This is a genomic window from Limnohabitans sp. 63ED37-2, from assembly GCF_001412535.1.
Taxonomy (GTDB): Bacteria; Pseudomonadota; Gammaproteobacteria; order Burkholderiales; family Burkholderiaceae_C; genus Limnohabitans_A.
The window spans coordinates 1463817-1489649 of sequence record NZ_CP011774.1; the positions used below are offsets into that span (position 1 = coordinate 1463817).

General features: G+C 60.0%; 24 protein-coding genes. 12 read left to right on the forward strand and 12 right to left on the reverse strand.

Annotation, left to right across the window (positions count from 1 at the left end; genetic code table 11):
- Positions 1 to 58: 58 nt before the first annotated feature.
- Genes L63ED372_RS06995 through L63ED372_RS07005 form a run of 3 tightly spaced genes read right to left on the reverse strand, consistent with a single transcriptional unit; the run spans position 59 to position 2954 of the window.
- Positions 59 to 1402 carry an NAD(P)H-dependent oxidoreductase gene (locus L63ED372_RS06995; protein ID WP_062404762.1) on the reverse strand — a complete coding sequence of 448 codons (1344 nt, stop codon included), beginning with the start codon at positions 1400 to 1402 and terminating at the stop codon, positions 59 to 61.
- Positions 1399 to 2271 (reverse strand): phytanoyl-CoA dioxygenase family protein, encoded by an 873-nt coding sequence (locus tag L63ED372_RS07000; protein ID WP_062404764.1) that lies wholly within the window; start codon positions 2269 to 2271, stop codon positions 1399 to 1401. Before L63ED372_RS07000 ends, L63ED372_RS06995 begins: the two co-directional genes overlap by 4 nt.
- Complete coding sequence (locus L63ED372_RS07005; RefSeq protein ID WP_062404766.1) at positions 2268 to 2954, reverse strand: GntR family transcriptional regulator; 687 nt, start codon at positions 2952 to 2954, stop codon at positions 2268 to 2270. Before L63ED372_RS07005 ends, L63ED372_RS07000 begins: the two co-directional genes overlap by 4 nt.
- A gap of 135 nt (positions 2955 to 3089) precedes the next feature.
- On the opposite strand from L63ED372_RS07005, the gene map reads away from it, so the two are divergent.
- Entirely contained in the window at positions 3090 to 3905 is an 816-nt protein-coding gene (gene map / locus L63ED372_RS07010; protein WP_062404768.1) for a type I methionyl aminopeptidase, read from the forward strand.
- 1 nt (position 3906) lies between these two features.
- Positions 3907 to 6564, forward strand: coding sequence for a [protein-PII] uridylyltransferase (locus L63ED372_RS07015; RefSeq protein ID WP_062404770.1), 2658 nt, complete (start codon positions 3907 to 3909; stop codon positions 6562 to 6564).
- On the opposite strand, the gene L63ED372_RS07020 is transcribed toward L63ED372_RS07015, so the two are convergent.
- The 7 genes from L63ED372_RS07020 to L63ED372_RS07050 form a co-directional block, all read right to left on the reverse strand.
- On the reverse strand, positions 6542 to 7447 hold the full coding sequence (locus L63ED372_RS07020; protein WP_062404772.1) for an alpha/beta fold hydrolase: 906 nt from the start codon (positions 7445 to 7447) through the stop codon (positions 6542 to 6544). The two genes, L63ED372_RS07015 and L63ED372_RS07020, sit on opposite strands and share 23 nt — an antisense overlap.
- 86 nt (positions 7448 to 7533) lie before the next feature.
- Positions 7534 to 8715 (reverse strand): MFS transporter, encoded by a 1182-nt coding sequence (locus L63ED372_RS07025; RefSeq protein ID WP_062404775.1) that lies wholly within the window; start codon positions 8713 to 8715, stop codon positions 7534 to 7536.
- Between the two features lie 3 nt (positions 8716 to 8718).
- A complete protein-coding gene (gene aroC, locus L63ED372_RS07030; protein WP_062407772.1) occupies positions 8719 to 9816 on the reverse strand; it encodes a chorismate synthase in 1098 nt (365 codons plus the stop codon).
- 59 nt (positions 9817 to 9875) lie between these two features.
- Entirely contained in the window at positions 9876 to 11084 is a 1209-nt protein-coding gene (locus L63ED372_RS07035) for an HlyD family type I secretion periplasmic adaptor subunit (protein ID WP_062404777.1), read from the reverse strand.
- Positions 11081 to 13282, reverse strand: a complete 2202-nt coding sequence (locus L63ED372_RS07040; protein WP_062404779.1) for a type I secretion system permease/ATPase — start codon at positions 13280 to 13282, stop codon at positions 11081 to 11083. The genes L63ED372_RS07035 and L63ED372_RS07040 overlap by 4 nt, the downstream gene beginning before the upstream one ends.
- Positions 13275 to 14522 carry a TolC family protein gene (locus L63ED372_RS07045; RefSeq protein WP_062404780.1) on the reverse strand — a complete coding sequence of 416 codons (1248 nt, stop codon included), beginning with the start codon at positions 14520 to 14522 and terminating at the stop codon, positions 13275 to 13277. The genes L63ED372_RS07040 and L63ED372_RS07045 overlap by 8 nt, the downstream gene beginning before the upstream one ends.
- 174 nt (positions 14523 to 14696) lie before the next feature.
- Positions 14697 to 15155 carry a CBS domain-containing protein gene (locus L63ED372_RS07050; protein WP_062404782.1) on the reverse strand — a complete coding sequence of 153 codons (459 nt, stop codon included), beginning with the start codon at positions 15153 to 15155 and terminating at the stop codon, positions 14697 to 14699.
- Positions 15156 to 15266: 111 nt separating this feature from the next.
- Here L63ED372_RS07050 and L63ED372_RS07055 point away from each other — a divergent pair, with 111 nt between their 5' ends.
- The 5 genes from L63ED372_RS07055 to L63ED372_RS07075 are packed head-to-tail and all read left to right on the forward strand — an operon-like array spanning position 15267 to position 19529.
- A complete protein-coding gene (locus tag L63ED372_RS07055) occupies positions 15267 to 16562 on the forward strand; it encodes an O-acetylhomoserine aminocarboxypropyltransferase (RefSeq protein ID WP_062404784.1) in 1296 nt (431 codons plus the stop codon).
- A gap of 5 nt (positions 16563 to 16567) precedes the next feature.
- Entirely contained in the window at positions 16568 to 16987 is a 420-nt protein-coding gene (locus L63ED372_RS07060) for a GNAT family acetyltransferase (RefSeq protein WP_062404786.1), read from the forward strand.
- A 13-nt stretch (positions 16988 to 17000) separates the two neighbouring features.
- On the forward strand, positions 17001 to 17819 hold the full coding sequence (locus L63ED372_RS07065; RefSeq protein ID WP_062404788.1) for an alpha/beta fold hydrolase: 819 nt from the start codon (positions 17001 to 17003) through the stop codon (positions 17817 to 17819).
- Between the two features lie 40 nt (positions 17820 to 17859).
- Positions 17860 to 19188 carry a cytochrome P450 gene (locus L63ED372_RS07070; protein ID WP_082431620.1) on the forward strand — a complete coding sequence of 443 codons (1329 nt, stop codon included), beginning with the start codon at positions 17860 to 17862 and terminating at the stop codon, positions 19186 to 19188.
- 17 nt (positions 19189 to 19205) lie between these two features.
- Positions 19206 to 19529 (forward strand): DUF962 domain-containing protein, encoded by a 324-nt coding sequence (locus L63ED372_RS07075; RefSeq protein WP_062404791.1) that lies wholly within the window; start codon positions 19206 to 19208, stop codon positions 19527 to 19529.
- 4 nt (positions 19530 to 19533) lie between these two features.
- Here L63ED372_RS07075 and L63ED372_RS07080 read toward each other — a convergent pair whose 3' ends face one another.
- Entirely contained in the window at positions 19534 to 20775 is a 1242-nt protein-coding gene (locus tag L63ED372_RS07080) for a YihY family inner membrane protein (protein ID WP_062404793.1), read from the reverse strand.
- A gap of 21 nt (positions 20776 to 20796) precedes the next feature.
- Between L63ED372_RS07080 and L63ED372_RS07085 the strand changes: the two genes are divergently transcribed.
- Genes L63ED372_RS07085 through xth form a run of 5 tightly spaced genes read left to right on the forward strand, consistent with a single transcriptional unit; the run spans position 20797 to position 24794 of the window.
- Complete coding sequence (locus tag L63ED372_RS07085; protein WP_062404795.1) at positions 20797 to 21204, forward strand: DUF2069 domain-containing protein; 408 nt, start codon at positions 20797 to 20799, stop codon at positions 21202 to 21204.
- A gap of 5 nt (positions 21205 to 21209) precedes the next feature.
- Complete coding sequence (locus tag L63ED372_RS07090; RefSeq protein ID WP_062404797.1) at positions 21210 to 22646, forward strand: FAD-binding oxidoreductase; 1437 nt, start codon at positions 21210 to 21212, stop codon at positions 22644 to 22646.
- A 27-nt stretch (positions 22647 to 22673) separates the two neighbouring features.
- Positions 22674 to 23513, forward strand: coding sequence for a thymidylate synthase (locus tag L63ED372_RS07095; protein WP_062404799.1), 840 nt, complete (start codon positions 22674 to 22676; stop codon positions 23511 to 23513).
- A 10-nt stretch (positions 23514 to 23523) separates the two neighbouring features.
- The gene (locus L63ED372_RS07100) at positions 23524 to 24018 is read left to right on the forward strand and encodes a dihydrofolate reductase (protein ID WP_062404801.1); all 495 of its coding nucleotides are present in this window, start codon (positions 23524 to 23526) and stop codon (positions 24016 to 24018) included.
- Positions 24015 to 24794, forward strand: a complete 780-nt coding sequence (gene xth, locus L63ED372_RS07105) for an exodeoxyribonuclease III (protein WP_062404803.1) — start codon at positions 24015 to 24017, stop codon at positions 24792 to 24794. The genes L63ED372_RS07100 and xth overlap by 4 nt, the downstream gene beginning before the upstream one ends.
- Before the next feature lies 1 nt (position 24795).
- Here the strand turns inward: xth and L63ED372_RS07110 are convergent, their stop codons facing one another.
- Positions 24796 to 25800, reverse strand: a complete 1005-nt coding sequence (locus L63ED372_RS07110) for an alpha-E domain-containing protein (protein WP_062404805.1) — start codon at positions 25798 to 25800, stop codon at positions 24796 to 24798.
- Positions 25801 to 25833 lie beyond the last annotated feature (33 nt).

Consider the following 25833-nt stretch of genomic DNA (forward strand, 5'->3'; position numbering starts at 1 on the left):
AAAAAAAGCCGTGCTGCAGACGTAGCACGGCTTGAGGACTCAGATCAGGCCAAAGCAATCAACCCAGCACCGAAGTCGCCTCCATCTCGCGCCGGATTTTGTAGGCGTGCGTCGTCGTGTCCATGGCCACATCGTCCCAAGTCAGACTCTGGCCTTTGGCCACGGGGCGAATGACCTTGACACCGTGCGCCAGGCCCAGCGGCACGCCACCCATGCCCTTGGAGGTGGCCGCAGGCAGCAGCTTGCCCCAGACGGTGTAACCGCCCTCGCCGTCCAGCATGTCGCCGGGCTTCAAGTCGCGCTTGGCGGTGGCCACCACGTCGGCGTTCCAGCCGATGGCCACACCCGTGGGTTCGTTGCGCAGGGCGACACTCGCCACGCTCACGCCCACTTCGAGGCCAATCAGGTGCCAGCGTTTGTAGAGCGTGAAGTAACGGCCCGAGGGGTCGGTGTGCGCGTTGTACTCTTCAAAGCAGTTCTTGATGTAGTCGGTCTCGGCTTCGACCGTGACCCACACGCCCATGCGGATGTCGTAGGGGATTTTTCGGCCATCTGTTTCTAGGCTCGAGATCACCTCCACCATGCCCTTGCGCTCCAGCACACCGCCTTCCGAGATCGGACGGGTGACGTAGGGAATGTCTTCCACGCTGGCGGGCGGGTAGAGCAAACCGTTGCTAGGCACACCCAAACCAGTGGCATTCGACACCGCCGTGCTCTCGATCGAGGGCTTGGAGCCGTCCAAAAAGCTGTTGAACATTTTGGGATTGAGGCCGCCGCGCTCGGCTTGCTCGGGCGTCAAACCGTAATAGCCCCACACCGTCTCGGGCGTGGATTCACTGAAGTGCGGCAGCCATTTGTGCCCACGGCCTGCGGCCACGACCGGAAATCCGCAAGTGCGGGCCCAATCGACCAAGTCACAAATCAATGCAGGCTGGTCACCAAAGGCCAGCGAATACACCACGCCCGCCGTCTGGGCGCGGGTGGCCAGCAAGGGGCCACAAAAGGCGTCGGCTTCCACCGTGACGTTGACCACATGTTTGCGGTGGGCAAAAGCTTCCAGAATGTGGTCCACCGCGTGCAGGGGCGATCCGGTGCATTCCACGATAACGTCCACCGCCGGGTGACGCACCAAGCTTTGCCAGTCGTCGCCCACATATGTCTTGCCATGTTTGACCGCGTCATCCAAGCTGCTGGCCGTGAGGCGCTCCGCTTCCCAGCCCACGCGGGCCAGGTTGGTGCAGGCGTTGTCGGGCGACAGGTCGGCAATGCCCACCAGGTGCACACCGGGCGTGCGGGGAATCTGCGCCAAGTACATGGAGCCGAATTTGCCCGCGCCAATCAGGCCGATGCGGATTGGGCGGTTTTCAGCGGCGCGTTGCAGGAGTTTGGCGTGCAGGTTCATGCGGCTTCTTTCAAAACATCGAGCGAGGTTTTCAGAGCGCTTTCGGGCATGCCGCCCTTCCAAGGCAGGTCTACCGGGTAGCTGTTGACCAAGCAATCGTCGGGCAAGCAGCTGATGGGCGTGAAGTCGCGGTGGGCGATGTATTCGGGGCGCTTGTGGCGGCGGATGTGGTTGGACACGGCGCACAGGCTCAGGTACACACTCACCCGGTTCCAAGGCGAGAGGTTGCTGGCCGAGGCGTGCACCAAGCAGCTGTGGAACAGGATCATGGAGCCCGCTGGCCCGGTGGGGCTGACAATGCCACCTTCTTTGCCGCCCGCCCGCTCCACCAACTGGGTAATCAGGTCGTTGTCCACCGTCCACAGGGGGTAGCTGGTGGTCGATAGATCGTGTTTGGCCTCGACCACGCCCTTTTTATGGCTGCCGGGAATGAACATCAGCGGGCCGTTGAAGGGGTTCACGTCGTCCAAGAAAATCGCCACGTTCATGGCCCGCTCGGTGGGCATCATGTCGTCGTTCAGCCAGGTGCCGTAGTCTTGGTGCCACTGCCACACATCGCCCTCAAAAGCCATCTTGCCGTTGATCTTGAACTGGTGCATGTACAACTCTTCGCCAAACAGGTCTTGCACAGGTTCGATCATTCGGGGGTGGCGTGCCAACTTGGCAAAAGGCTCGCTGTACATGTGGGCGGCAAAGTTGGTGCGCACCGCATCTTTGCCTTTTTCTCGCACGTTGTAGGCCTCACGGCGGCTGTACAACTCGGGTACAGCATCGTTCAAGTTTTTGGTCTCTTCTGGGGTAAACAGACCAGGGAAAAACAAATAACCCTCGCGGTCAAATTGTTCCAATTGTTCGGGGGTCAGTCTCATGCTTGTGCTCCTGTTTTGAGGTTTTGAATTTGTTCGGACAATCGGGCCGTGAGTTGCACGCTCGCCTCGTGGGCGTGTTCTTGCACCAGGCGCACTGACAACTCAGCGTCGCCTGCAGCAATGGCCTCTGCAATGGCTTCGTGTTCGTCCCACACGGTTTGGCGCTGCTGCGAGGACTGCAGCACCGCGCCCATCACGCGCTTGAGGTGGTGCCAATGCAGCTCAATGCTTTGGGCAATGAGCGGGTTACCAGAGGCTTGGTAAATCGCGCAGTGAAAGGCCAAATCGGCATGGATCATGGCCTGCACATCGCGCCCGCTTTCTGCCAGACGACCCTGGCGCATCACGTCCTCATCCAGTCGGGCCCGGCGCTCCGCGGCCAGCCTCACGGCCAAGGCGTCGAGGCTGCCTCGCACCTGGTAGACCTGGGCAATCCAGCCCACATCGAGTTGGGTGACACGCACACCCCGTCCGGGCGCATCCTCCACAAAACCATCTTTTTTGAGCAATCGCAGCGCCTGAAGCACAGGCTGGCGCGACACGGCTAAGCGTTGCGCCAGGTCCTCTTGCGTCAAACGCTCTCCGGGAGGCAAGGCCCCTTCGCTGATGGCATCAAGCAAACGGCTGTAGACCTGTTCCACCAGGTCGGGGGCAGTGGTGAGTTGTAGAAGGGGTGAGCTCATGACTGTATACAGAATACAAATTGCCCCCAAGATTCAGAATCGGTGTTTACCCGTGGGGGCCCCGAACACGCGGCTACGGTGGTTTTCGATGGCCAAAAAGGCATGGGCCTTGACCCAATGGGATAATCCCGAACCATGACCATCTCCATCAAAAATGCCGACGACATCGCTGCGATGCGCGTGGCTGGCCGCTTGGCCTCCGAAGTTCTCGACTTCATCACACCCTATGTGAAGCCGGGTGTCACCACCAACGAACTCGACAAGCTCTGTCATGACTACATCGTCGATGTCCAAAAAGCCATTCCGGCGCCTTTGAACTACGCCCCTGGTGGCTATAAGCCCTACCCCAAGTCCATCTGCACCTCGGTCAACCACCAAGTTTGCCATGGCATCCCCAACGACAAACCCCTGAAAAAAGGGGACTCGGTGAACATCGACATCACCGTCATCAAGGATGGCTGGCATGGCGACACCAGCCGCATGTTCCATGTCGGTGAGGCATCGATCGCTGCCAAACGCTTGGCGAACTTGACCTACGATGCCATGTGGAAAGGCATTGAGCAGGTCAAACCCGGCGCCCACTTGGGTGACATTGGTCACGCGATCCAGCGCTTTGCCGAAGGCCACGGCTTTTCGGTGGTGCGTGAGTTTTGTGGCCACGGCATAGGCCGTGTGTTCCACGAAGAGCCACAAGTGCTGCATTACGGCAAACCCGGCACCCTGACCGAGTTGGTCGCTGGCATGGTCTTCACCATCGAGCCCATGATCAACGCGGGCAAGCGTGACATCAAGGAAATGGGCGACGGCTGGACCATCGTCACCAAGGACCACTCCTTGTCCGCGCAGTGGGAGCACACCGTGTTGGTCACAGAGACTGGTTACGAGGTGCTCACCGTTTCGAAAGGCTCTCCAGCCGTGCCTGCCTTTGTGACCGCGCCAGCCACGGCCTGACATGCAAGCCCAGGCCCCCTTGCCAGATCTGGCCATTCAGGCCGATTTGGCCGCGCAGCGCGAAACGTACAAGCGCGACAAAGCAGCCGTGCTGCTGGGCCTGGCCAACAGCGGTTCTTCCGTCAGAGGCCTCAAGCAAACCCTCAAACAACTGGCCATATTGGCCGACGGTTTGCTGATTGATTTGTGGCAAAAAGCGGGCTTCTCCCCTGAACTGACTTTGGTCGCTGTGGGTGGTTTTGGTCGCGCCGAACTGTTCCCCTACTCCGATGTGGATGTGCTGGTGTTGCTGCCCTCCGGCCAAACGCCCGAGGGTGACCCTGAACTGCAGGCCCAGCTCGAGCGTTTCATTGGCAACTGCTGGGACACCGGGCTCGAAATAGGCTCCAGCGTGCGCAGCTTGGACGAGTGCTTGGCCGAATCGGCCAAAGACATCACCGTACAAACCTCCTTGCTGGAGGCGCGTCGGGTCACAGGCAACACCAAACTGTTTCTTGAATTTCAAAAGCAGTTTCAGGCGGCGATGGACCCACAGGCATTTTTGGTGGCCAAAACGCTGGAAATGAACCAGCGCCACACCAAGTTTGACAACACCCCTTACGCCCTGGAGCCCAACTGCAAAGAATCTCCTGGTGGCTTGCGTGATCTGCAAATGATTTTGTGGGTCGCCCGAGCCGCGGGCCTGGGCCACAGTTGGGACGAGCTGGCCCGCAAAGGGCTGGCCACACCGCTGGAAGCCAGGCAAATCAAACGCAACGAAGCCCTGCTGGGCTTGATCCGCGCCCGTTTGCACCTGCAAGCCAAGCGGCGCGAAGACCGCCTAGTGTTTGACCTGCAAACCAATGTGGCCGAGACCTTTGGTTATGCCTCCGACATCACGCCCGAGGGGCGTCTGGCCTTGCGTGCCAGTGAAAAACTGATGCGCCAATACTATTGGGCGGCCAAGGCCGTGACGCAGCTCAACCAGATATTGCTGCTCAACATCGAAGACCGCCTCAAAACCGAGCGGGGTGAGAGCATTGACCACTTCCGCCCCTTGAACGCCCGATTTTTTGAAAAAGCCGGACTGATTGAGGTGGCCAGCGACGATCTGTACCAAAAGCACCCACACGCGATCTTGGAGACCTTTTTGCTTTACCAGGCCACGCCTGGCCTCAAAGGTCTGTCGGCCAGAACCCTGCGGGCGCTGTACAACGTCCGGGCGATCATGAACGGGCGCTTTCGTGCCGATCCGGTCAACCGTCAAACGTTTTTGAAGATCCTGCAGCAGCCCCAGGGCATCACCCATGCGATGCGGCTGATGAACGAAACCTCGGTGCTCGGGCGCTACCTGTGGGTGTTCCGGCGCATCGTGGGCCAGATGCAGCATGACCTGTTCCATGCCTACACGGTGGACCAGCACATCCTGATGGTGCTGCGCAATGTGCGGCGCTTTTTCATGGCCGAACACACCCATGAATACCCGTTCTGCTCGCAACTGGCCAGTGGCTGGGACAAGCCCTGGATCTTGTACGCCGCCGCCTTGTTCCATGACATTGCCAAAGGCCGTGGTGGCGACCACTCGAAGCTGGGTTGTGCCGAGGTGCGCACCTTCTGCCGCCAGCACCAGATCGACAAAGAAGACGGTCAGCTCATTGAATTTTTGGTCAGTGAACACCTGACCATGAGCCATGTGGCCCAAAAAGAAGATCTGAGCGACCCGGAAGTCATCGCCCGTTTTGCGGAGCGTGTCTGCAATGAGCGCCGCTTGACCGCCTTGTACCTGCTCACCGTGGCCGACATCCGGGGCACCAGCCCCAAAGTCTGGAACGCCTGGAAAGGCAAGCTGCTGGAAGACCTGTACAAATCGACCTTGCGCGTGCTAGGTGGCCGCGCCCCCGATGCCAATGCCGAGGTGGAAGCCCGCAAACGTGAAGCCCTGATCGAGCTGGCCCGACAGGCTCAGCCCCATGAGGGACACAAGGCGCTGTGGGACACCCTGGATGTGAGTTATTTCATGCGCCACGATGCCTCCGACATCGCGTGGCATGCTCGCCAGCTCTCGCGCCAGGTGGCACTGACTGCACCCGATCAGTTGAGCACCATGGTGCGTGCCCGGCACTCCCCGGTCGGTGAAGGTTTGCAGGTCTTGGTCTATACGCCCGATCAACCCGATTTGTTTGCACGCATTTGTGGTCACTTTGACCAAGCGGGCTTTAGCATTCTGGACGCCAAAATCCACACCACCCGCACAGGGTGGGCGTTGGACACCTTCCAGATCGTCACCGCCATGCTGCCCGAGCATTACCGCGAACTGATGACGATGGTGGAGTCGGGCCTGACACAAACGCTGGCCCAGCAAAGTCCCCTGCCCTTGCCCTCTCGAGGCAGGGTCTCGCGACGCGTCAAGAGCTTTCCGGTCTCGCCACGCGTCACCCTCAAGCCGGATGAACAAGGTCAGAAATGGCTGCTCAGCATTTCGGCCAGCGACCGCATGGGTTTGCTCTACAGCGTTGCCCGCGTTCTGGCCCTGCATGGCATCCACCTGCATCTGGCCAAAATCAGCACTTTGGGCGAGCGGGTGGAAGATACCTTCCTCATCAGCGGGCCTGCCTTGCAGCAAAACCGGGCGCAAATCGAGATCGAGACCGAGCTGCTCAAAGCATTGCAGCCCGAGTAGACGCACCGCCAATCGGCAACATGGCCAGCAAAGTGGCGTTGAAGGGAGCTGCTGCTTCGTACTGAACCCAATGTCCTGCTCCGGGAACCACTGCCCAGCGGCCCCAAGATCGGGCCATGCTGGGCATGGCTTGCGCCAGCTCTGACAGGCGACCGAGGTACAAGGCGTCGTGTTCACCAAAAATGGCGCTCACCCGTGCGGACACCTGCGGCAAAACACGCGCCACGATGTCGGTCGATGACAAACGCCTGCGTGGCATGCGGTCGCGGTGCACATTGGCGGTGTGCAACTGCAAGGCCAAATCGTCCAGCGCCTCGGGGGCATGCAACATCAGGGCCATCAGGTTGTGGCGGTGCACAGCCTCTTGGGCGTCGGGCTCAGGCAAATGTCGCCAACCTTTGAGTGGAACGCGTTCGGCCACCTTCAGGCCCATGCCCGGAGCGCCCACCAACACCAATTGCTCAGCGTCTTGTGGATGCTCTGCCAACCACAAGGCCCCGGCCATGCCACCAAAAGAAAAACCCACCACATTCACCGCTGTGCCGCACCGCCCTGCCGCCTGCAATTGCTGCAGACCCGCATGCAAATGCGGTGGCAAGTTGTCCACATCGGTGCAACCCTGCGGCAAGTCCGAGTCGCCAAAACCGGGCAAGTCGGGCACCAAGACCCGCCAGCCTGCATCGCGAAGCGGTCCAATGCAGCGCAGCCAATGTGTCCAACTGCCGCTGCCACCATGCAACAACACCAAGCTTGGCGCAGACACATCCCCCCAAGCGTGCCAGACCATCTGGGCCGATTGGCAAGTGGTCTCCAAGCGCTCAGCGCCGGCCAAGTTCAAGGCCAGTTCAGGGGGCAAAAAATCGGGCATAACGGCAGTGGACATAAGGCGGAATGGGCGTCAAAAAAAGTGAAGTCAAACGATGGGGCTGTGGATTGGACTCGCTCAGACAAGCCGCTGGTCACGACCAATCAGTCGGACACCTTGGGCGCGTGGTGTTGCAAATGCCAAACCTTGAATGCGGCAGCTGTGGCCAAAGCACTGGTGACCATGCTGGCCACAAACACACTTTGTAATCCCCAGCGCTCACTGAGCAAACCACCCAGCAAAGCCCCCAGCACTCCCGGAAAACCATAGGCCACGACGGTGTAGAGCGCCTGCCCACGTCCGCGCAAGCGGCCCGGAAAATGGTGCGAGATCAGCGCAATACACACCGTGTGGTGTGTGGCAAAGGTGATGGCGTGAAGGGTTTGGGCCAAAAGCAAAACCCACAGCACATCGGCCCAAGCGGCCGTCATGCCCATGCGCAGCAGCATGACCGCCGAACAAGCCACCAACCAACCCGTCAAGGGCACGCGCGGCAGCCAGCGCGACTGGGTGAAGAACCAAACCACCTCCACCGCCACCGACAAGGCCCAGAACACGCCAATCATGGTCTTGCTGTAACCCAAAGAGTCAAGGTAGAGCGAGAAAAAAACGTAGATGCCAATGTGCGACAACACATGCAAAAACGTGGACGCAAAAAACCACTGCACCAGTTTTTGCCGCAGCACCGGCATGACCGATACGTGTTCGCGGACTTGGTGCGCCGTTTCTTTGATGTCGGGCATCCACCACACACTGAGCAACACCGCGGCCAGGCTGAGCACCGTCCAGCCGGGGAAATGCTTCATACCAAAGGCCTCGAACCAGGCCCCGGCCACAAACACCGTGACCAGAAAACCCAAAGACCCCCACAAGCGCACTCGGCCATAACGCTTGGTGTCAAAGGCCCCGTCACGGCTGACCAAATGCGCCATGGCCGCCTCGCTCATGGGCATCATGGCGCTGGTGTGGGTGAACATCAGCAGCAACACCAGACCCAGCCCCACAGGGCCCCAGTCCCAAAACAACAAACAAGCCGTGGCAAACGCCACACCCGCCCCGATGCGCAGCAGCTTGACCCGCTCACCTGTGCGGTCGCTGATGGCACCCCAGGCATATGGGGCAAACAAACGGGTGGTGGCCTGAACGGCCGTGAGCACACTGATGGTGAGCAAGCTCAGGCCCATGTCTTGCAGCCACAGCGGCAAATAGGGATTAAAAAACCCGATGTGCGCGAAGTAACTGGCCGACAGCGCGGCAAAGGGCAAAAGCTGACGGCGTGGCGTCATGCCTCAAGGCTTGACGGCAGCAATGGGCAGCTGGTCGTGCGCCACATCACCGCATTGGGCGCGGTGTTGCAAGGCATGCTCCATGACCACCAGCGCCAGCATGGCTTCGGCAATCGGGGTGGCGCGGATGCCCACACACGGGTCATGGCGACCTTTGGTGATGACCTCGGTAGGCTGGCCTGCTGAATCAATCGAGTCGCGTGCAATCAAGATCGAGCTGGTCGGCTTGATGGCAATCGACACCTCGATGTCCTGCCCGGTGCTGATGCCACCCAACACGCCACCCGCGTTGTTGCCCACAAAGCCTTCAGGTGTAAGCGAGTCGCCCGCCGTGCTGCCCTTTTGAGTGACGCAGCCAAAGCCAGCACCAATTTCAACGCCTTTGACGGCGTTGATGCCCATCATGGCGTAAGCGATGTCGGCGTCGATCTTGTCAAACAGCGGCTGGCCCAAGCCCACGGGCACGCCCCGCGCCACCACCCGTAAGCGGGCGCCACACGAGTCACCCGACTTGCGCAGGGCACCCATATAGTCTTCGAGCGCCGACACATCGGCCACTGGGGCGAAAAACGGGTTGTTGGGCACATGGTCCCAGCTCTCAAAACCAATCGGCACATCGCCAATTTGGGTCATACAGCCCAAAAACATGGTGCCAAATTGTTCTTTGAGCCACTTTTTGGCGACAGCGCCAGCCGCCACCATGGGGGCCGTCAGGCGGGCCGAAGAACGGCCGCCGCCACGCGGGTCGCGCAGGCCATATTTGCGCCAATAGGTGTAGTCGGCATGGCCCGGGCGGAAGGTCTGCAGGATGTCGCCGTAGTCCTTGCTGCGCTGGTCGGTGTTGTTGATCAGCAGGCAAATCGGGGTGCCGGTGGTCAGGCCTTGGTACACGCCCGAGAGGATTTGCACCGCATCGGGTTCGTTGCGCTGGGTCACAAATTTGCTGGTGCCCGGGCGGCGGCGGTCCAGGTCGGGCTGGATGTCGGCCTCACTCAGGGGCATGCCTGGGGGGCAGCCGTCGATCACGCAGCCAATGGCTGGGCCGTGGGATTCACCAAAATTGGTGACCGAAAAGAGATTTCCAAAGGTATTGCCGCTCATGCTGTCCATTATCCCAGAGCCTAGCCCCGCCCTTGGGGGCAAGGCTTGGGTGAGCCGCCTCAGCGCTCGCCCAAAGACTGGTTCAAGGTCTTGATGACGGGCTTGGACAGGTATTTGAGCACCGTGTTCGAGCCGGTTTTGATCTCGACCATGCTGGTCATGCCCGGTTGAATGTCGAGCTTTTGGTCGGGGCGACCACTGAACTTGCGCCCATCGGTTTTGACCTGCACCCGGTAATAAGGCTGCTCGCCTTGCTGAACGTTCAGGTTTTCGGTCAGGGTGTCGGCGCTGATGTAGGACAAGGTGCCGCTCAGGTCGCCGTAGATGGTGTAGTCATAAGCATCGATCTTGACCGTGGCCTTCATGCCGGTTTTGATGAAGGCGATGTCGGCCGGGCTGACCTTGGCCTCGATCACCAGGTCTTCTTCCAAGGGCACGATTTGCATGACCTCTTCTCCAGGTCGGATCACACCGCCACGCGTGGTCACCCGCACGTTTTTCACAATGCCGTGCAAGGGGGCACGCAACTCGGTCTGCGTGAGCTGGTCCTTGCGCTGGGCCATGATTTGCTGCACACCGGCCAAGTCTTCAAGGGCTTTGCTGAGCTCGGCCTGTGTGTCCTGAAAATACTTGTTCTTGCGGTTGGTGATCTGGGACTGTGTGTCGGCAATTTGCCGCTCCAGACGCAACACCTCGGTGGCGCTCACATCACCGGTTTTGAGCAAGGGCCGGGTCATGTTCAGCTCTTTTTGCACAATGGCTTTGATATTCTCGTAAGACTGCAGCTCGTCCTTGATGGCCGATAGGCGCTTTTTGAACAACATGGTCTGTGTGTCGCGGAACTCGGGGTAGGCCTTGGCTTCGGGCGGAAAGCGCGGCTCCCGACCCAGCACCTCGGCTTGCAAACGGGCCACCGTGATGGCCAAGCCTGCCGCCTTGGCCCGGGTCTCCAGATAACTGGACTGCTGGCGCGTGCCATCGATCTTGACCAGCACTTGGTCGCGCTGCACCACATCGCCCTCGCGTACCAACAACTCTTCAATCACCCCACCGTCTTGCGACTGGATGATTTGCGAGCGGGCGCTGGAGATGACCGAGCCCGGCGCACGGGTGATCTGATCAATTTCAGCAAAATATGCCCAAGTGAAAAACACCACACTGGTCAGCAACAAGGACCACAGCGCCCAACGCGATCCACGCAACACACCGCTCAGGTCTTCACGCTGGTGGTCGGGGTCCGAGGGGCCAAAAAACCAGAAAATTTTCATGCCAAAGCCCCCACTGCTGCAGCTGGTTTTGCCGATGGTGCTGCTGAAGGTGTGGACGCTTGGGGGGTGGCACTGGGCTGGCGCAGGCGATTCAAGACCTCGTCACGCGGGCCATCAAGCACCACCCGGCCTTTGTCGACCACCAAGATCCGGCTGACATAGGCCAAGACCGAGGGCTTGTGTGTGACCACCACAATCGACGACTCCTTGGGCATGTTTTCAAACAAATGTTGCATCACGCGGTTTTCGAGTTTGGCGTCCATGGAGGCGGTGGGTTCATCGAGCAGCAATACCTTGGGCATGGCCAGCAGCATGCGGGTCAGTCCCACCAACTGCCGCTGCCCGCCCGACAAACCTCGCCCGCCTTCGGCAATGCTCAGCTCCAAGCCTTGGGGGTGGTTTTGAATCACCTGGTCCAGCCCCGTCATGGCCGCGGCCTTGAAGATTTGGCTGTCGCTGGGCAGGGGCAAACCCAGCGTCAGGTTGTGGCGCAATGATCCGTTGAACAAGCGCACGTCCTGGGGCAAATAACCCACATGCTCACGCACAAATTCAGGGGCCAGGTGCACCATGTCCACTTGGTCCAGGTAAACCTGACCCGAGTTGGGCTTGAACAAGCCCGAGAGCAACTTGATCAGGGTGCTCTTGCCTGAACCGACCGATCCCAAGATGGCAATGCGCTCACCCGGGGCAATGATCAACTGGGGAACCTCCAGACCCGGCAAGTCCTTGGCATACGCAAAAAGGGCTTTGCTCAAGCGGATCTCGCCTCGGCACAATTCGGGCACCACCAGCCGCTCGCTGTATTCGCGCTCACTGGGCATGGCCATGATGCCGTTGAGCGAATGCAAGGCCAGCTTGGCGTGCTGCCACTGCACGATCAGACCAGGCAGTTGCGCCACGGGCGTCAAAGCACGGCCCGAAATGATGGAGCAAGCGATCAAGCCCCCCATGGTCAGGTGTCCGCCATTGATCGCGTAGGCTCCTGCGGCGATCATGCCCGCATAACTGAGCTGCTGAATGGTTTGTGTCAGGTTGGTCGACAGGGTCGACAACTGGCGCATTTTCAGCTCACTGTCGGCCATGGTGGTGGTCATGCTGCGCCAGCGGTCCAGCATCTTCCACTCGGCGTTGGCGGCCTTGACCGATTCGATGCCGTCAATGGCCTCGATCAGCAAGCCATTTTTCTCATTCGACTCCTTCATGTGAAGTCCGGTGTATTTTTCGATCGAGCCGCGAAACGCCATGCCCGCCAACACCGCCAAGGGCACCGCCAGCACGGGCACCAGGGCCACCGGCCCGGCAATGATGGCGATCACCCCCACAAACAAAACGGCAAAAGGCAAGTCCGCTAGGATGAACAGGCTCGACGAGGTCAGAAAATTGCGGACCGACTCGAAATGACGGATTAGCGAGGCAAAAGTGCCCACGGTGTTGGGCCTCGCGTCCATGCGGATGTCCAGGGCTTTGCCGAAAAACACCGCCGACAACTCCTGATCAATCGCTTTGCAGGCCCGATCCACCATGAAGGCCCGCACCTGTTTGAGCACCAACTCCATCACGATGGCGATCACCACACCAATGGTCAGCACCCACAAGGTCGAATAGCCCTTGGTCGGAATGACCCGGTCGTAGACCTGCATGGAGTACAAAGCGGCCACCAGTCCCACCATGCTGATCACACAGGTGGCCACCACGGCCTCAAGAAACACCGAGCGGTAGCGCCGAATCGAGGTGGCAAACCAGTCGGTCGCGCTCAAGGTGCGGTGCCCTGACTCACCCGGGCGGGCGGGCATGATGCTCAGCCTCAACAAGCGGCCCTGACGCGCATCGGCCATGGGCAAAACACAGGGGTTGCCTTCAGGGTCCTGACAAGTCAGTCGGTGGCGACCGGAGCCGCCTCGCACCAACAACACCTGCTCACCTTCCGAGCCCACCCAAAGCAGTGGGAAATCAGAAGGCTTGAGATTTTTGGGGTCCATGGCATGGATGTGCGCCGTGGGAAAACGCCCCAGCCACCAAGCTTTCAGACGCTCTTCGCGGCTGAGGTGGTCCACCATCAGGCCTTCTGTGGTGCGCGACATCATGCCAAAGCGGTGAGCAGGCACAGCCTGCCCCAAAAGGCCCGCCAAACGAGACAAAACCACCGCCAGGTTGCGGTCCAGCATCATGCTGGAAGCGCTGTCTTGTTCAGTCATGGATTTGTGTGAGCGCTGGGGTGTTCATGGAGCTGGTCAGCAGCATCAAACGCAGCTGCAGCGACTGGGTACTGGACGCCACATCCACCGCGCTGTTCTGGGCTTGGGCACTCTCGCGCAGCGCGTTCAGAACATCGAGCCAGTTTTTCTTGCCAATTTGGTACTGGCGCAAATAAGAAGCCACCACATCTTCCGTGGCCGTGACCAATAAACGGGCGGGTTCGACCTGTTGGGCCAGGGCCTCGAGCTCGGTCAAAGCCGTGCGCACCTGCTGTTCGAGCTGGCGCTCAAACACCACGGTGTTTTGCAGGCTGTTTTCGAGGCGCGAACGCGCTGCTGCCGCTGCACTGCGGGCCGAAAAGCCAGGTCCTGGGGAAAACTGCAGCGAGATGTACGTGCGGTTGGGCAATGTTGCCGTGTCATTGGCACCCAAGTTTTGGCGATGTGCCAAGGCCACCGTGGGGTACAGGCCCGCTTGGGCCATGTCGATCTGGGCTTGGGCCACTTCTTGTTGGGTGCGCCAGCGCAGCAACTCGGCCGAGTGGGCCTTGCTGGCCTCAATGGCCAAGCCTTCTTCCAATTTGGGCAAGGCGATGCGGGACGGTGCTTTCAAACCCGTGTGAGGCTCACCCACCAACTGTTGCAGCGCCAGTTGGGCCGTCTGCAAGGCGCGGTCGAACTGGATGCGCTCGGACACGGCTTGCTGAAAACGTGCAGAAGCCAACACCTGATCGGTCAAGGGGCTGATTTCGGCCACCACTCGGCGCTGGATCAACTCCAGCAGTTTTCGGTGCTCATCCTCAGTTTGACGGGCCACGTTCAGACGCTGCTGCCAGCGCAATACTTCAAAATATTGTTGCCCGGCTTGCTGCATCAGGCTGGTGCGGGTTTCTTGCAAGCCCGCCTCGGCCAGCGTCAGCTGGGCCTGTGCCAAACGGTTTTGTGCATCGATCTTGCCGCCTGCCCACAGCGGCTGCTGGACCAACAAAGCCGCTTGGGGTCGCCCGCTGGAGGCCGTGGCTTCGGTGCTCACCGTCGGATACCGAGACCACTTGGCTGTTTCCAGATCGGCTTGTGCCGCTTGCACCTCGGCCTGTTTGGCTTTCACGCTGGGGTGACGGGTGGACGCGAGGCTCAAGGCATCGGCCAGACGCAATGGTGAGGCCGCAGACATTGAAGGCGAGCCCCCCAACAGGGCCGCCAACACCACACTGGCTTGCCAAACTTTGCGATGGGTCATTTGAGTCCAAAACACTTTTGGTGTTTTATTTGTTTAGTACTCAAATATTATTGCATGGCATTACGCTGTAATTACTAAATGTTTGCCTTCAGTGTGTGACTCAAAAACTCAAAGGGCATAGGACCCATGACAACATGAGATCGCCCGAGGCTGCCAAAAGGGCAGCCGCGCAGATCAGCTCTGCGCTGTGGGGCTCTCTTGGTCTGGCCAGTCGCGGATGTAGGCCTTGAGCATCTTGTTCTCGAAGTCCTGGCTCTCCACCACAGCTTTGGCCACATCGTAAAAACTGATGACACCCATCAAAGTCGTCCCGTCCATGATGGGCATGTAACGGGCATGGCGCTCGAGCATGAGGCGTCTGACCTCGTCCAGATCGGTGTCACTGCTACAGGTCATGGGTTGGGCGTCCATGGCTTCCAGCACGGTGGTTTGGCCCACTTGGCCACCGTTTTTCACCACCTGTTGGATCACTTCCCGAAAAGTCAGCATGCCCGCCAGCTGGCCGTGGGACATGACCACCAAAGAGCCGATGTCTTTTTCGGCCATGGCGTTCAATGCAGAGGACAAAGGTTCATCGGGTTTGACGGTGAACAAAGTGCTGCCCTTGACGCGCAAAATATCACTGACCTTCATGGTGGGTCTCCTCTGGCTTGTGTGTGACTGACGAAGATTTAATATAGCCCACAATGTTCGCCATGCACAGCGTTTCGCACACGCTGGCCTTTTCTTTTTTCGGAGACACCCATGGCTGGTTACAGCGATCCCGGTTTTGACACTTTGGCCCTGCATGCAGGCGCAGCGCCTGACCCGAGCACGGGTGCACGGGCCGTGCCCATCCACCTGACCACCTCTTTTGTGTTCGAGTCGTCTGACCAAGCCGCAGCCCTCTTCAACCTCGAGCGCCCCGGCCACGTTTACAGCCGCATCAGCAACCCCACCAACGCGGTGCTGGAGCAACGCATCTCGGCCCTCGAAGGCGGTATTGGGGCGATCACCACATCGAGCGGACAGGCCGCTTTGCATCTGGCCATAGCCACCCTCATGGGTGCGGGTTCGCACATCGTGGCTTCGAGCGCTTTGTATGGTGGATCACACAACCTGCTTCACTACACCCTGAGCCGCTTTGGCATCCGCACCACCTTTGTCAAACCCGGCGACTTGGATGCCTGGCGTGCCGCTGTGCAGCCCGACACCAAACTCTTTTTTGGCGAAACCGTGGGCAACCCTGGGATGGACGTGCTCGACATCGAGGCCGTGAGCGCCATCGCGCACGAAGCAGGTGTGCCGCTGCTGGTGGATTCCACCCTCACCTCGCCTTGGCTGATCAAGCCTTTTGACCACGGGGCCGACCTCGTTTACCACTCGGCCACCAAGTTTTTGTCGGGCCACGGCACGGTGGTGGGTGGTGTGGTGGTTGATGGCGGCAGTTTTGACTGGGACCAATCGGGCAAGTTTGCCGAGTTGAGCCAAGCCTATGAAGGCTTTCACAACATGGTGTTCAGCGAGGAAAGCACCGTGGGCGCCTTCTTGCTGCGGGCGCGGCGCGAGGGCCTGCGCGACTTTGGCGCCTGCATGAGCCCGCACACCGCTTGGCTGATTTTGCAAGGCATCGAAACCCTGCCCTTGCGCATGGCCCGGCACATGGAGAACACCGCCAAAGTGGTCGAGTTTTTGGCGGCGCACCCACTGGTCAGCCGCGTGGGCCACCCCCTGCTGGAGAGTCACCCCTCGCACGCCTTGGCGCAAAAGCTCTTGCCACGCGGCGCAGGCTCGGTATTCAGCTTCGACATCAAAGGCAGCCGCGCCCAAGGCCAAAAGTTCATCGAAACGCTCAAGGTCTTCAGCCACCTGGCCAATGTGGGCGACTGCCGCAGCCTGGTGATCCACCCGGCCAGCACGACGCACTTCCGCATGAGTGACGAGGCGCTGTCTGCCAGCGGCATCGGCCCCGGCACGATCCGCTTGTCCATCGGTCTGGAAGACCCGGCTGACTTGATAGACGACCTGAAAAAAGCCCTGAAAGCCGCAGAAAAGGCCTGATCGCCATGCAGATCCGCCCCTACCAAACTTCAGACGAAGCTGCCGTGGTGGCTTTGTGGCAAAGCTGTGACCTGACACGCCCCTGGAACGATCCCTACAAAGACATCGCCCGCAAATTACAAGTGCGCCCGGACCTGTTTTTGGTGGGCGAAGTGCAAGGCCGCTTGATGGCCAGCGCCATGTTTGGCTATGAAGGCCATCGTGGTTGGGTGAACTACCTGGCCGTCTCACCGGAACACCAAAGACAAGGCCACGCCAAGGCCATGATGCAGCACGGCGAAGCCCTTTTACTGGCCTCGGGCTGTCCCAAAATCAATTTGCAAGTGCGTGCCAGCAATGCTCAAGTGCTGGCTTTTTACGAATCGCTGGGTTACCGCGACGACCAGGTCGTCAGCATGGGCAAACGCCTGATCCCGGACCTTTGAACTTCCACCCACCATGCACATTCCATTGCCCACCCACACGCTGTACGCCTACACCGGCGGCAAGCCCTTCAACCCCGCGCAACCCACCGCCGTGTTCATCCACGGCGTGCTCAATGACCACAGTGTCTGGATTTTGCAAACCCGCTACATGGCGCACCACGGCTGGAACGTGCTGGCCATCGACCTGCCCGGACACTGCAAAAGCGAAGGCACGCCACCCCAAAGCGTGGAAGAAGCGGCTGACACCGTCATCGCGCTGCTCGATGCACTGAAGATTGAAAAAGCCGCACTGATCGGCCACAGCTTTGGGTCGCTCATCGCCTTAGAAGCCACAGCCCGTGACGCCGTATCCCACCCAGGGAGGGTGAGCCACTTGGTCATGGTGGGCACGGCCTACCCGATGCGGGTGTCGCCCGCCTTGCTTGATTTGTCGGTCAGCGCCCCGTTCAAGGCCATCGACATGGTCAACAGCTTCTCGCACTCCACGCTGGCACCACCCCCTTCTGCCTTGGGCCCAGGCACTTGGCTCTATGGCGGCAGCAAGGCGCTGATGCGCCGGGTGCTGGCCAGCAACACACAAGTCAACGTGTTCCACACTGGCTTCAAGGCCTGCGACAATTACCGTGGCGCAGAGGCCGCCATGCCACAAGTGTCCTGCCCCACCCTGTTTGTGCTCGGCAGCGCCGACCAGATGACGCCGCCCAAAGCGGCACAAAGCCTGATCGACCTGAACAAGCAGGCCAAGGTGGTGAAGCTGCCCGCAGGCCATTCGCTCATGACCGAAGCGCCCGAGGGCGTGCTGCAGGCGCTCAAGGATTTTTTAAAACAGTGAGGGCGAAGGCCATTTGCGCACAGGGGCTCGCTCCTACAACATGAACACATTGACTGCTCACATCACCCCGTCCATGTCGGCAGACAGGGCGCAAAAGATCGCTCAGACCCTCGATCTGCGGGCCTTGCCGCGCGACTTTCTGGACAACCCTTATCCGGTTTACGCCGCGCTGCGCGAGTCGGAGCCCTTCAAGCGCATGCCCGATGGCTCGTACTTCCTCACGCGCCACGCCGATCTGGTGGCGGTGTACCGCGACGCCAAGGTCTTCAGCTCTGACAAACAAGTGGAGTTCGGCCCCAAATACAACCACGCGCCTTTCAACCAGCCGCCATTTGCTGCGACCGGTGGCGTCGCTCCGCTGTTCGAGCACCACACCCACAGCCTGGTCTTCAACGACGCACCACGGCACACCCGTGTGCGGCGCTTGATCATGGGCGCCCTCACCCGCCGCGCCATCGAAGCCATGGAGCCTGGCCTGGTGCAATTGGTGGACAGTCTGCTGGACAAAATCGAGGCCCAAGGCGGCGGCGATCTGATCGAGGACTTTGCCTCGGCCATTCCAGTCGAGATCATCGGCAACCTGCTGGATGTGCCACACGCCGACAGAGAGCCCCTGCGCGGCTGGTCGCTGGCCATTTTGGGAGCACTCGAGCCATCCCTCACACCAGAGCAAGAAGCACTTGGCAACCGCAGCGTGAGCGAATTTTTGGCCTACTTGCGCGAACTGGTGGCCCAGCGCCGACAGCATCCGGGTGACCCGGAGCACGACGTGCTGACCCGCTTGATTCAAGGCGAGGAAAACGGCGACGCCTTGAGCGAGGTTGAGTTGCTGCAAAACTGCGTTTTTTTGCTCAACGCTGGACACGAAACCACCACCAACCTGATCGGCAATGCGCTCATCAGTCTGCAAGAGTGGCCTGCGCAGCGCGAACAACTCCAGGCTGACTTGAAACAAGCGGCTACTGAGGCAGAAGGTGAGCAGATCATGGGCCTGGCGGTGGACGAGTTTTTGCGCTTTGAATCGTCCAACCAGCTGGGCAACCGCCGCGCCCTTCAAGCCACCCAGGTCAATGGCATGGACTTGCCCGCCGGGGCCTTGGTCACGCTGTGCATTGGCGCGGCCAACCGCGACCCGGCGGTGTACGAGAACCCCGTACAACTGAACCTGCGCCGCACAGGCAACAAACACCTGGCCTTTGGCTTTGGGGTGCACCAGTGTGCGGGTTTGAGTTTGGCGCGTTTGGAGGGGCGCATCGCGATCGGCCGCTTTTTGCAGCGCTTTCCCGACTACCAACTCACCCAAAGCCCAGTGCGCGGCGGCCGCGCAAGGTTTCGCGGCTTCTTGCACGCGCCGTTTTCAATCGAATAAGCACCAGGAGACAAGCCATGGACACCCCCGAAACACAAGCGCCTCAGCACACCAGCTTTGCCGAGTTCTACCCCTTCTACCTGAGCGAGCACAGCCACCGCACCTGCCGCCGCATGCATTTTGTGGGCAGCACATTGAGCCTGATGTGCTTGGCCATGTTGGCCGTGACCGGCAAACCGCAGTACTTTTTGTATGGGTTGCTGTGTGGTTACGGCTGCGCCTGGATTGGGCATTTTGTGTTCGAGAAAAACAAGCCCGCCAGCTTCAAACGCCCGCTCTATAGCTTCATGGGCGACTGGGTCATGTACCGCGACATGTGGCGTGGTCGGGTGAGCTTTTAAGCGCTCACATCGGCAGCAGTTGCACCAAACGGATCTGGTCCAGACCCGTTTGCTGCCAAATTGGATCGGCCGCAGACCCCCTCAACACCAGCAATCGGTCGGCCAACGGGGCCACCGTGGCCAGCGCGGGGTCCACCAGCAAAACCTGCCGGGCTTGACCTTGGTCGTTTTGCTCAGTCAGGCGCCCCACCCAATCGAGGCTGCGCAAAACCTCCAGCACTTGGCGCAGCTCGCTCGTTTCCACCCGCAAGCGCATGGCCAACTCGTCGGTGCTCAAACCCCGCCGATCGGTCGCCTTGGCCGTATTCAACTCGCCCAAAACCTCCAAGGCCAGCCGAAAGGTCCAGCCCGCGCCCTCCGGTTTGCGCAACTCTTGCCGGCCCAACTCGGGCAAGCTGGCGGCCAACACGGCCCCCAACAACACCAGCAGCCAAGTCACATAAATCCAGACCAACAAAATCGGCAACGCAGCGAAAGCGCCATAAATCAGCGAATAAGTGGGCACCTCCAGCAGGTACAGGGCCATACCTTTTTTGGCCAACTCCAAGGCCCCAGCGACAAAAAAGCCTGCCGTGATGGCATGACGCCAGCGCACGCGGGTGAAGGGCACGTAAAAATACAAACCACTCACACAAGCGGTGAGCAGCAAAAACTCAAAACTGTCGAGCAACCAGCGGATGGAGCCGGGCAACACATCGACCACATCGCGTGAAGCCGTCGCCACATAAGATGTGATGGCCAGGCTGGCCCCCAAAAACAAAGGCCCCAAGGTGATCGACGACCAATACAACAAGACCCTTTGCGCCAAAGGCCGCTGTCGCTGCAAGCCCCAAATTTGCCCCAAAGTGCGCTCGATCGTGACCATCAAAAAAACGGCCGACATCAACACCGCCACCAAACCCACAGAGCCCAATCGACTGGCTTTGCGCGAAAACTGGGTCAAATAGCTCAGCACCTGACGGGCAATGCTCTCGGGCACCAAACTTTCAATCAGCCAGCGCTGGATCGTGTCCTGGAACTTGCCAAACACCGGAAAAGCCGAAAACACCGCCAAACCGAGCGCGAACAAAGGCACCAAAGCCAGCACCGTGGTGAAAGTGAGCGAACTGGCGCTCACGCCCAGTCGTGCCTCGCGAAAGCGTTCGGTCAACAGACTCGCCATCTGGCGCCAAGGAAAAACGGTCAGTTCCTGCCACCAGAGCGAGAGGTGCGCTGGCCAAGAGGACTTTGAGAGGGGAGATTGCATGCCCGGTATGATGCCACCGCAATGAACTCCATCACAGAAAACACACACCCTGGCGTCGATTTCACACGCTGGTTGGCCGTCGGCAGTCTGCTGGGCCTGATCCTTTTGGGCTTGCTCTGGGAACTTTGGCTGGCCCCCTTGCGGCCGGGCGGCTCTTGGTGGGTCATCAAGGTGCTGCCTTTGTGTATACCCCTGGCTGGCCTGCTCAAAAACCGCATGTACACCTACCGCTGGGTCAGCATGCTGGTCTGGTTGTACTTCACCGAAGGCGTCATGCGGGCTTGGGGCGATGCTTGGCCTTCCAACGGTTTGGCCGGTCTGCAGATCCTGTTGTGTACCACCTTGTTTGTGGCCTGCGCACTGCATGTGCGGATCCGCTTCAAGGCCGCCAAAGCCACCGGTAACTTTGTGCCCGTTCCTCGAGACTGAATACCATGAACGCCCCCCTGCCCCACCCATTGCTTGAACAGCTGCGCCAAATTTGTGGTGCAGCCAACGTCCTCACACACGACGACCCAGCCACCGACCTCAGTCCCTGGGAACAAGACTGGCGCAAACGGGTGCGGGGTCGCGCCTTGGCCGTGGTGCGTCCGGGTGACACCACGCAAGTGGCCGCCGTGGTCAAAGCTTGTGCCGCAGCGGGCACCCCCATCGTGCCGCAAGGCGGCAACACCGGGCTGGTGGTGGGTGGCGTGCCCAACGGCTCTGGCACACAGATTGTGCTGAGCATGACCCGCATGAACGCCGTGCGGGCCATCGATCCGGCCAACCTGACCATCACCGTGGAAGCGGGTTGTGTGCTGCAAAACCTGCAGGCCGCTGCCGAAGCCGCAGGTTTTCTGTTCCCCCTGAGTCTGGGCGCCGAAGGCAGCTGCACCATCGGCGGCAACCTGGGCACCAACGCCGGCGGTACACAGGTGGTGCGCTACGGCAACACCCGCGAGCTGTGCCTGGGGCTGGAGGTGGTCACCGCGCAAGGCGAGGTCTGGCACGGCTTGAGCGGCCTGCGCAAGGACAACACGGGCTACGACCTGCGCAATTTGATGATCGGCAGCGAAGGCACTCTGGGCATCATCACCGCCGCCACCATGAAGCTCTACCCTCAGCCCGCTGCACAACTCACCGCTTGGGCCGCGGTGCCCAGCGTGGAAGCGGCGGTGCAACTGCTGGGCTTGGCCCACCAACGCCTGGGGCCGGGCCTGACGGGTTTTGAAGTCATGGGCCAGTTCGCCCTGAGTTTGGTGGACAAACACTACCCGCAACTGCGCGTGCCGCTCTGGCAAGAAACACCTTGGTGTGTGCTGCTGGAGAACTCCGACAGCGAAAGCGAAAGCCACGCCCGGGGACAGTTTGAAGCCCTGCTCGAAGCCGCGCTGGAACTGGGCTGCGTGACCGACGCCGTGGTCGCCGAAAACCTCACGCAGGCCAAAGGCCTGTGGCACATCCGCGAAAGCATCACGATGGCGCAGGCCGCCGAAGGCCTGAACATCAAACACGACATCAGCATCCCGGTCTCACGCATCCCGAACTTTGTGGCCGAGACCGATGCCCTGCTGGCCCAAAACGTGCCCGGCGTGCGCATGGTGGACTTTGGCCACCTGGGCGACGGCAACCTGCACTACAACGTGCAAGCGCCCGAAGGGGCCGATGGGCAGGCCTTTTTACGCGAGTTCGAAGACAAGGTGAACACCCTGGTGTTCGATCAGGTCAAACGCTTTGGCGGCTCTATCAGCGCCGAGCACGGCGTGGGCGAGCAAAAAGTGCACAAACTCCCCCACTACAAAGATCCCACGGCCCTGGCCATGATGCGGGCGGTCAAAAAAGCGTTGGACCCGCAGAACATCCTGAACCCGGGGCGTGTCCTGAGCTGATTTCGGCTGCATTTAAACTTCACCTCCATGACCACATCAGCCAAACCCATCCGCAGCCAGTACGAAGACTTCATGCGCCACGTCTACACGACGGGTGTGCAAAAGGGTGACCGCACTGGAACAGGCACCCGCAGCGTATTTGGCCACCAGATGCGGTTTGACCTGAACGAGGGCTTTCCGCTGGTCACCACCAAGAAGGTTTTTTTGCGGGCCATCATTGTGGAGCTGTTGTGGTTTTTGCGCGGCGACAGCAATGTGAAGTGGCTGCAAGAGCGCGGCTGCACCATTTGGGATGAATGGGCTCGCGAAGACGGCTCGCTCGGTCCGGTTTATGGTGTGCAGTGGCGCAGCTGGCCCACCCCGGGTGGCGGCCACATCGACCAAATGCAGCAGGTCATGGACACGCTGAAAAACAACCCAGATTCACGTCGCATCATCGTGAGCGCCTGGAACGTGGCCGAACTCGACCAGATGGCGCTGATGCCTTGCCATGCGTTCTTCCAGTTTTATGTGTCGCCGCCCCAAAAGGCGGGCGACAAGCCGCGCCTGAGCTGCCAGCTGTACCAGCGCAGCGCAGACATCTTTTTGGGCGTGCCCTTCAACATCGCCAGCTACGCCCTGCTCACCCACATGGTGGCGCAGCAGTGCGACATGGATGTGGGGGACTTCATCTGGACGGGTGGTGATTGCCACATTTACAGCAACCACCATGAGCAGGTGGAACTTCAGCTGAGCCGCACGCCCATGGCCTACCCAACCCTGAACATCAAACGCAAGCCCGCGTCCATCTTCGATTACGAATTTGAAGACTTCGAGGTCGTGGGTTACGAATGCCACCCTGCGATCAAAGCGCCTGTCGCTGTCTGAGGCCAGGCTGATGAAGCTGCACCTGATTTACGCCCGAGCCCGCAATGGCGTGATCGGCAAAGACAACCAGATGCCTTGGCATCTGCCCGAAGACCTGGCGCATTTCAAGCGCGTGACGCTGGGCCAGCCGGTCATCATGGGCCGCAAGACTTGGGACTCTCTGCCCGCCCGCTTCAGGCCCCTGCCCGGTCGCACCAACATCGTGATCACCCGTCAGCCCGACTGGCACGCCGATGGCGCATCGCGTGCGGCCTCCATCGAAGAGGCCATGCAGCTGTGTGGTGATGTGCCCGATGCCTGGATCATGGGCGGCGCCGAAATTTACCGCCAAGCCGAGCCACTGGCCAGCACGGCGGTGGTCACGGAGATAGACGCCGACTTTGAAGGTGACGCCTACGCCCCACTGCTCGGTGCCGATTGGCGAGAGGTGAAACGCGAATCACACACCTCAAACCAAGACATGGGTTTCGCCTTCGTCACCTACCAACATTCACGCAACCCATGAAAATCGCCACTTGGAACGTCAACTCCTTGTCTGTGCGCCTGCCGCAAGTACTGGACTGGTTGGCCGCGAATCCGACCGATGTGCTGGCCTTACAAGAACTCAAACTGACAGACGACAAGTTTCCAGCCGCCGCCTTGGCCGAAGTTGGCTACCAAGCGCAATGGTTTGGTCAAAAAACTTACAACGGTGTGGCCCTGATTTCCAAAGTCGGTGGTGCCGATGTGGTGAAAAACATCCCAGGCTTTGAAGACGACATGTCGCGCGTCATTGCCGCCACCTACCCCGATGGCGCGGGAGGTACGGTGCGGGTGATCGGTGCGTATTTCCCCAACGGCCAAGCGCCCGACAGCGACAAGTTTGTCTACAAAATGCGCTGGTTGGATGCGCTGCGCGAATGGGTGGGCAGCGAGATGCAAAAACACCCGAACTTGGTGCTGCTGGGTGATTACAACATCACCTTTGACGAACTCGACATGTGGGATCCGGTGGCTTTGGCAGGCACCATCCACTGCACCGACGCGGAACGTGAGAAGCTGCAAGGCCTGATCGGCTTGGGCCTGACCGACAGCTTCCGACTGTTTGAGCAACCCGAAAAAAGTTACAGCTGGTGGGATTACCGCGAATTTGCCTTCCGCCGCAACCGGGGCTTGCGCATCGACCACATCTTGATTTCGCAAGCACTGAAGGCCCGCGCCAGAGCCTGCATGATTGATCGCGCCCCTCGCAAAAATGAGCGCCCCAGCGACCACGCGCCCGTGGTGCTGACGCTGGCCTGATTCAAGCCGCTTGTGGCATCAAGAACTCGCGGCTGATGCGCACACCGAGCACATTCACCCGCTCCAAAAACTGCGTCAGGTAAGCGTGCAGGCCCGTGGCCAAGATCTCGTCGATGCGGCCAAAGGCCAGCTCTGAGCGCAGTCGACCTGCTTGTCGCAAGGTGTCGCTGCCCGCATCATGCGAGACGAGTTTGAGGTTGGCCACCACCTCGTTGAGACTGGCATGCAAGGAACGTGGCATGTCGGGTCGCAGAATCAGCAACTCCGCCACACGCTCTGGGCGAATCACGTCGCGGTAGACCTTGCGGTAGACCTCAAAGCCGCTGACGCTGCGCAAGATCGCGCTCCAGTGGTAGAAGTCGTACTCATGCATTGCTTCGGCAATTTCAGCGCTTGGACCGCCTTGCCTCTGTGCAGCACCAAAATTCGGCGCCCCAAAAAAGTCGTTTTGCATGGCGTGGAACTTCACATCCACCAGCCGCGCGGTGTTGTCGGCCCGCTCCAAAAACGTGCCCATGCGCATGAAGTACAGAGATTCGTCCATCAGCATGGTGCCCACCGTCACGCCGCGTGACAGGTGCGAGCGGAACTTCACCCACTCAAAAAACTGGCCCGGATCACGCTCAAACTCGCCGCTTTTGAGCATGCGGTTGACTTCGAGCCAGGTCTGGTTTTGGGTCTCCCAAACCTCGGTGGTGAGGGTGCCACGCACCGCGCGGGCGTTTTCTCGGGCCGCTCGCAGGCAAGACAAGATCGACGAAGGGTTGTTGTCGTTTTTGACCATGAAGGCCATCACATCGCGCGGCGTGATGGTTTTGTACTGCGAAAGGTACGAAGGCAACAACTCGCTGATGGACAAAATACCCTCCCAGCCCGCCTCGACGGCGGCGGCCGACTGCGGCAGCAAGGAGGTTTCATAGCTCACATTGAGCATGCGGGCGGTGTTCTCAGCCCGCTCCATGTAGCGGGACATCCAGAAGAGGTGATCGGCGGTGCGGCTCAGCATATTTTTCCTTGGTGTGTCATGCCCGACTTGATC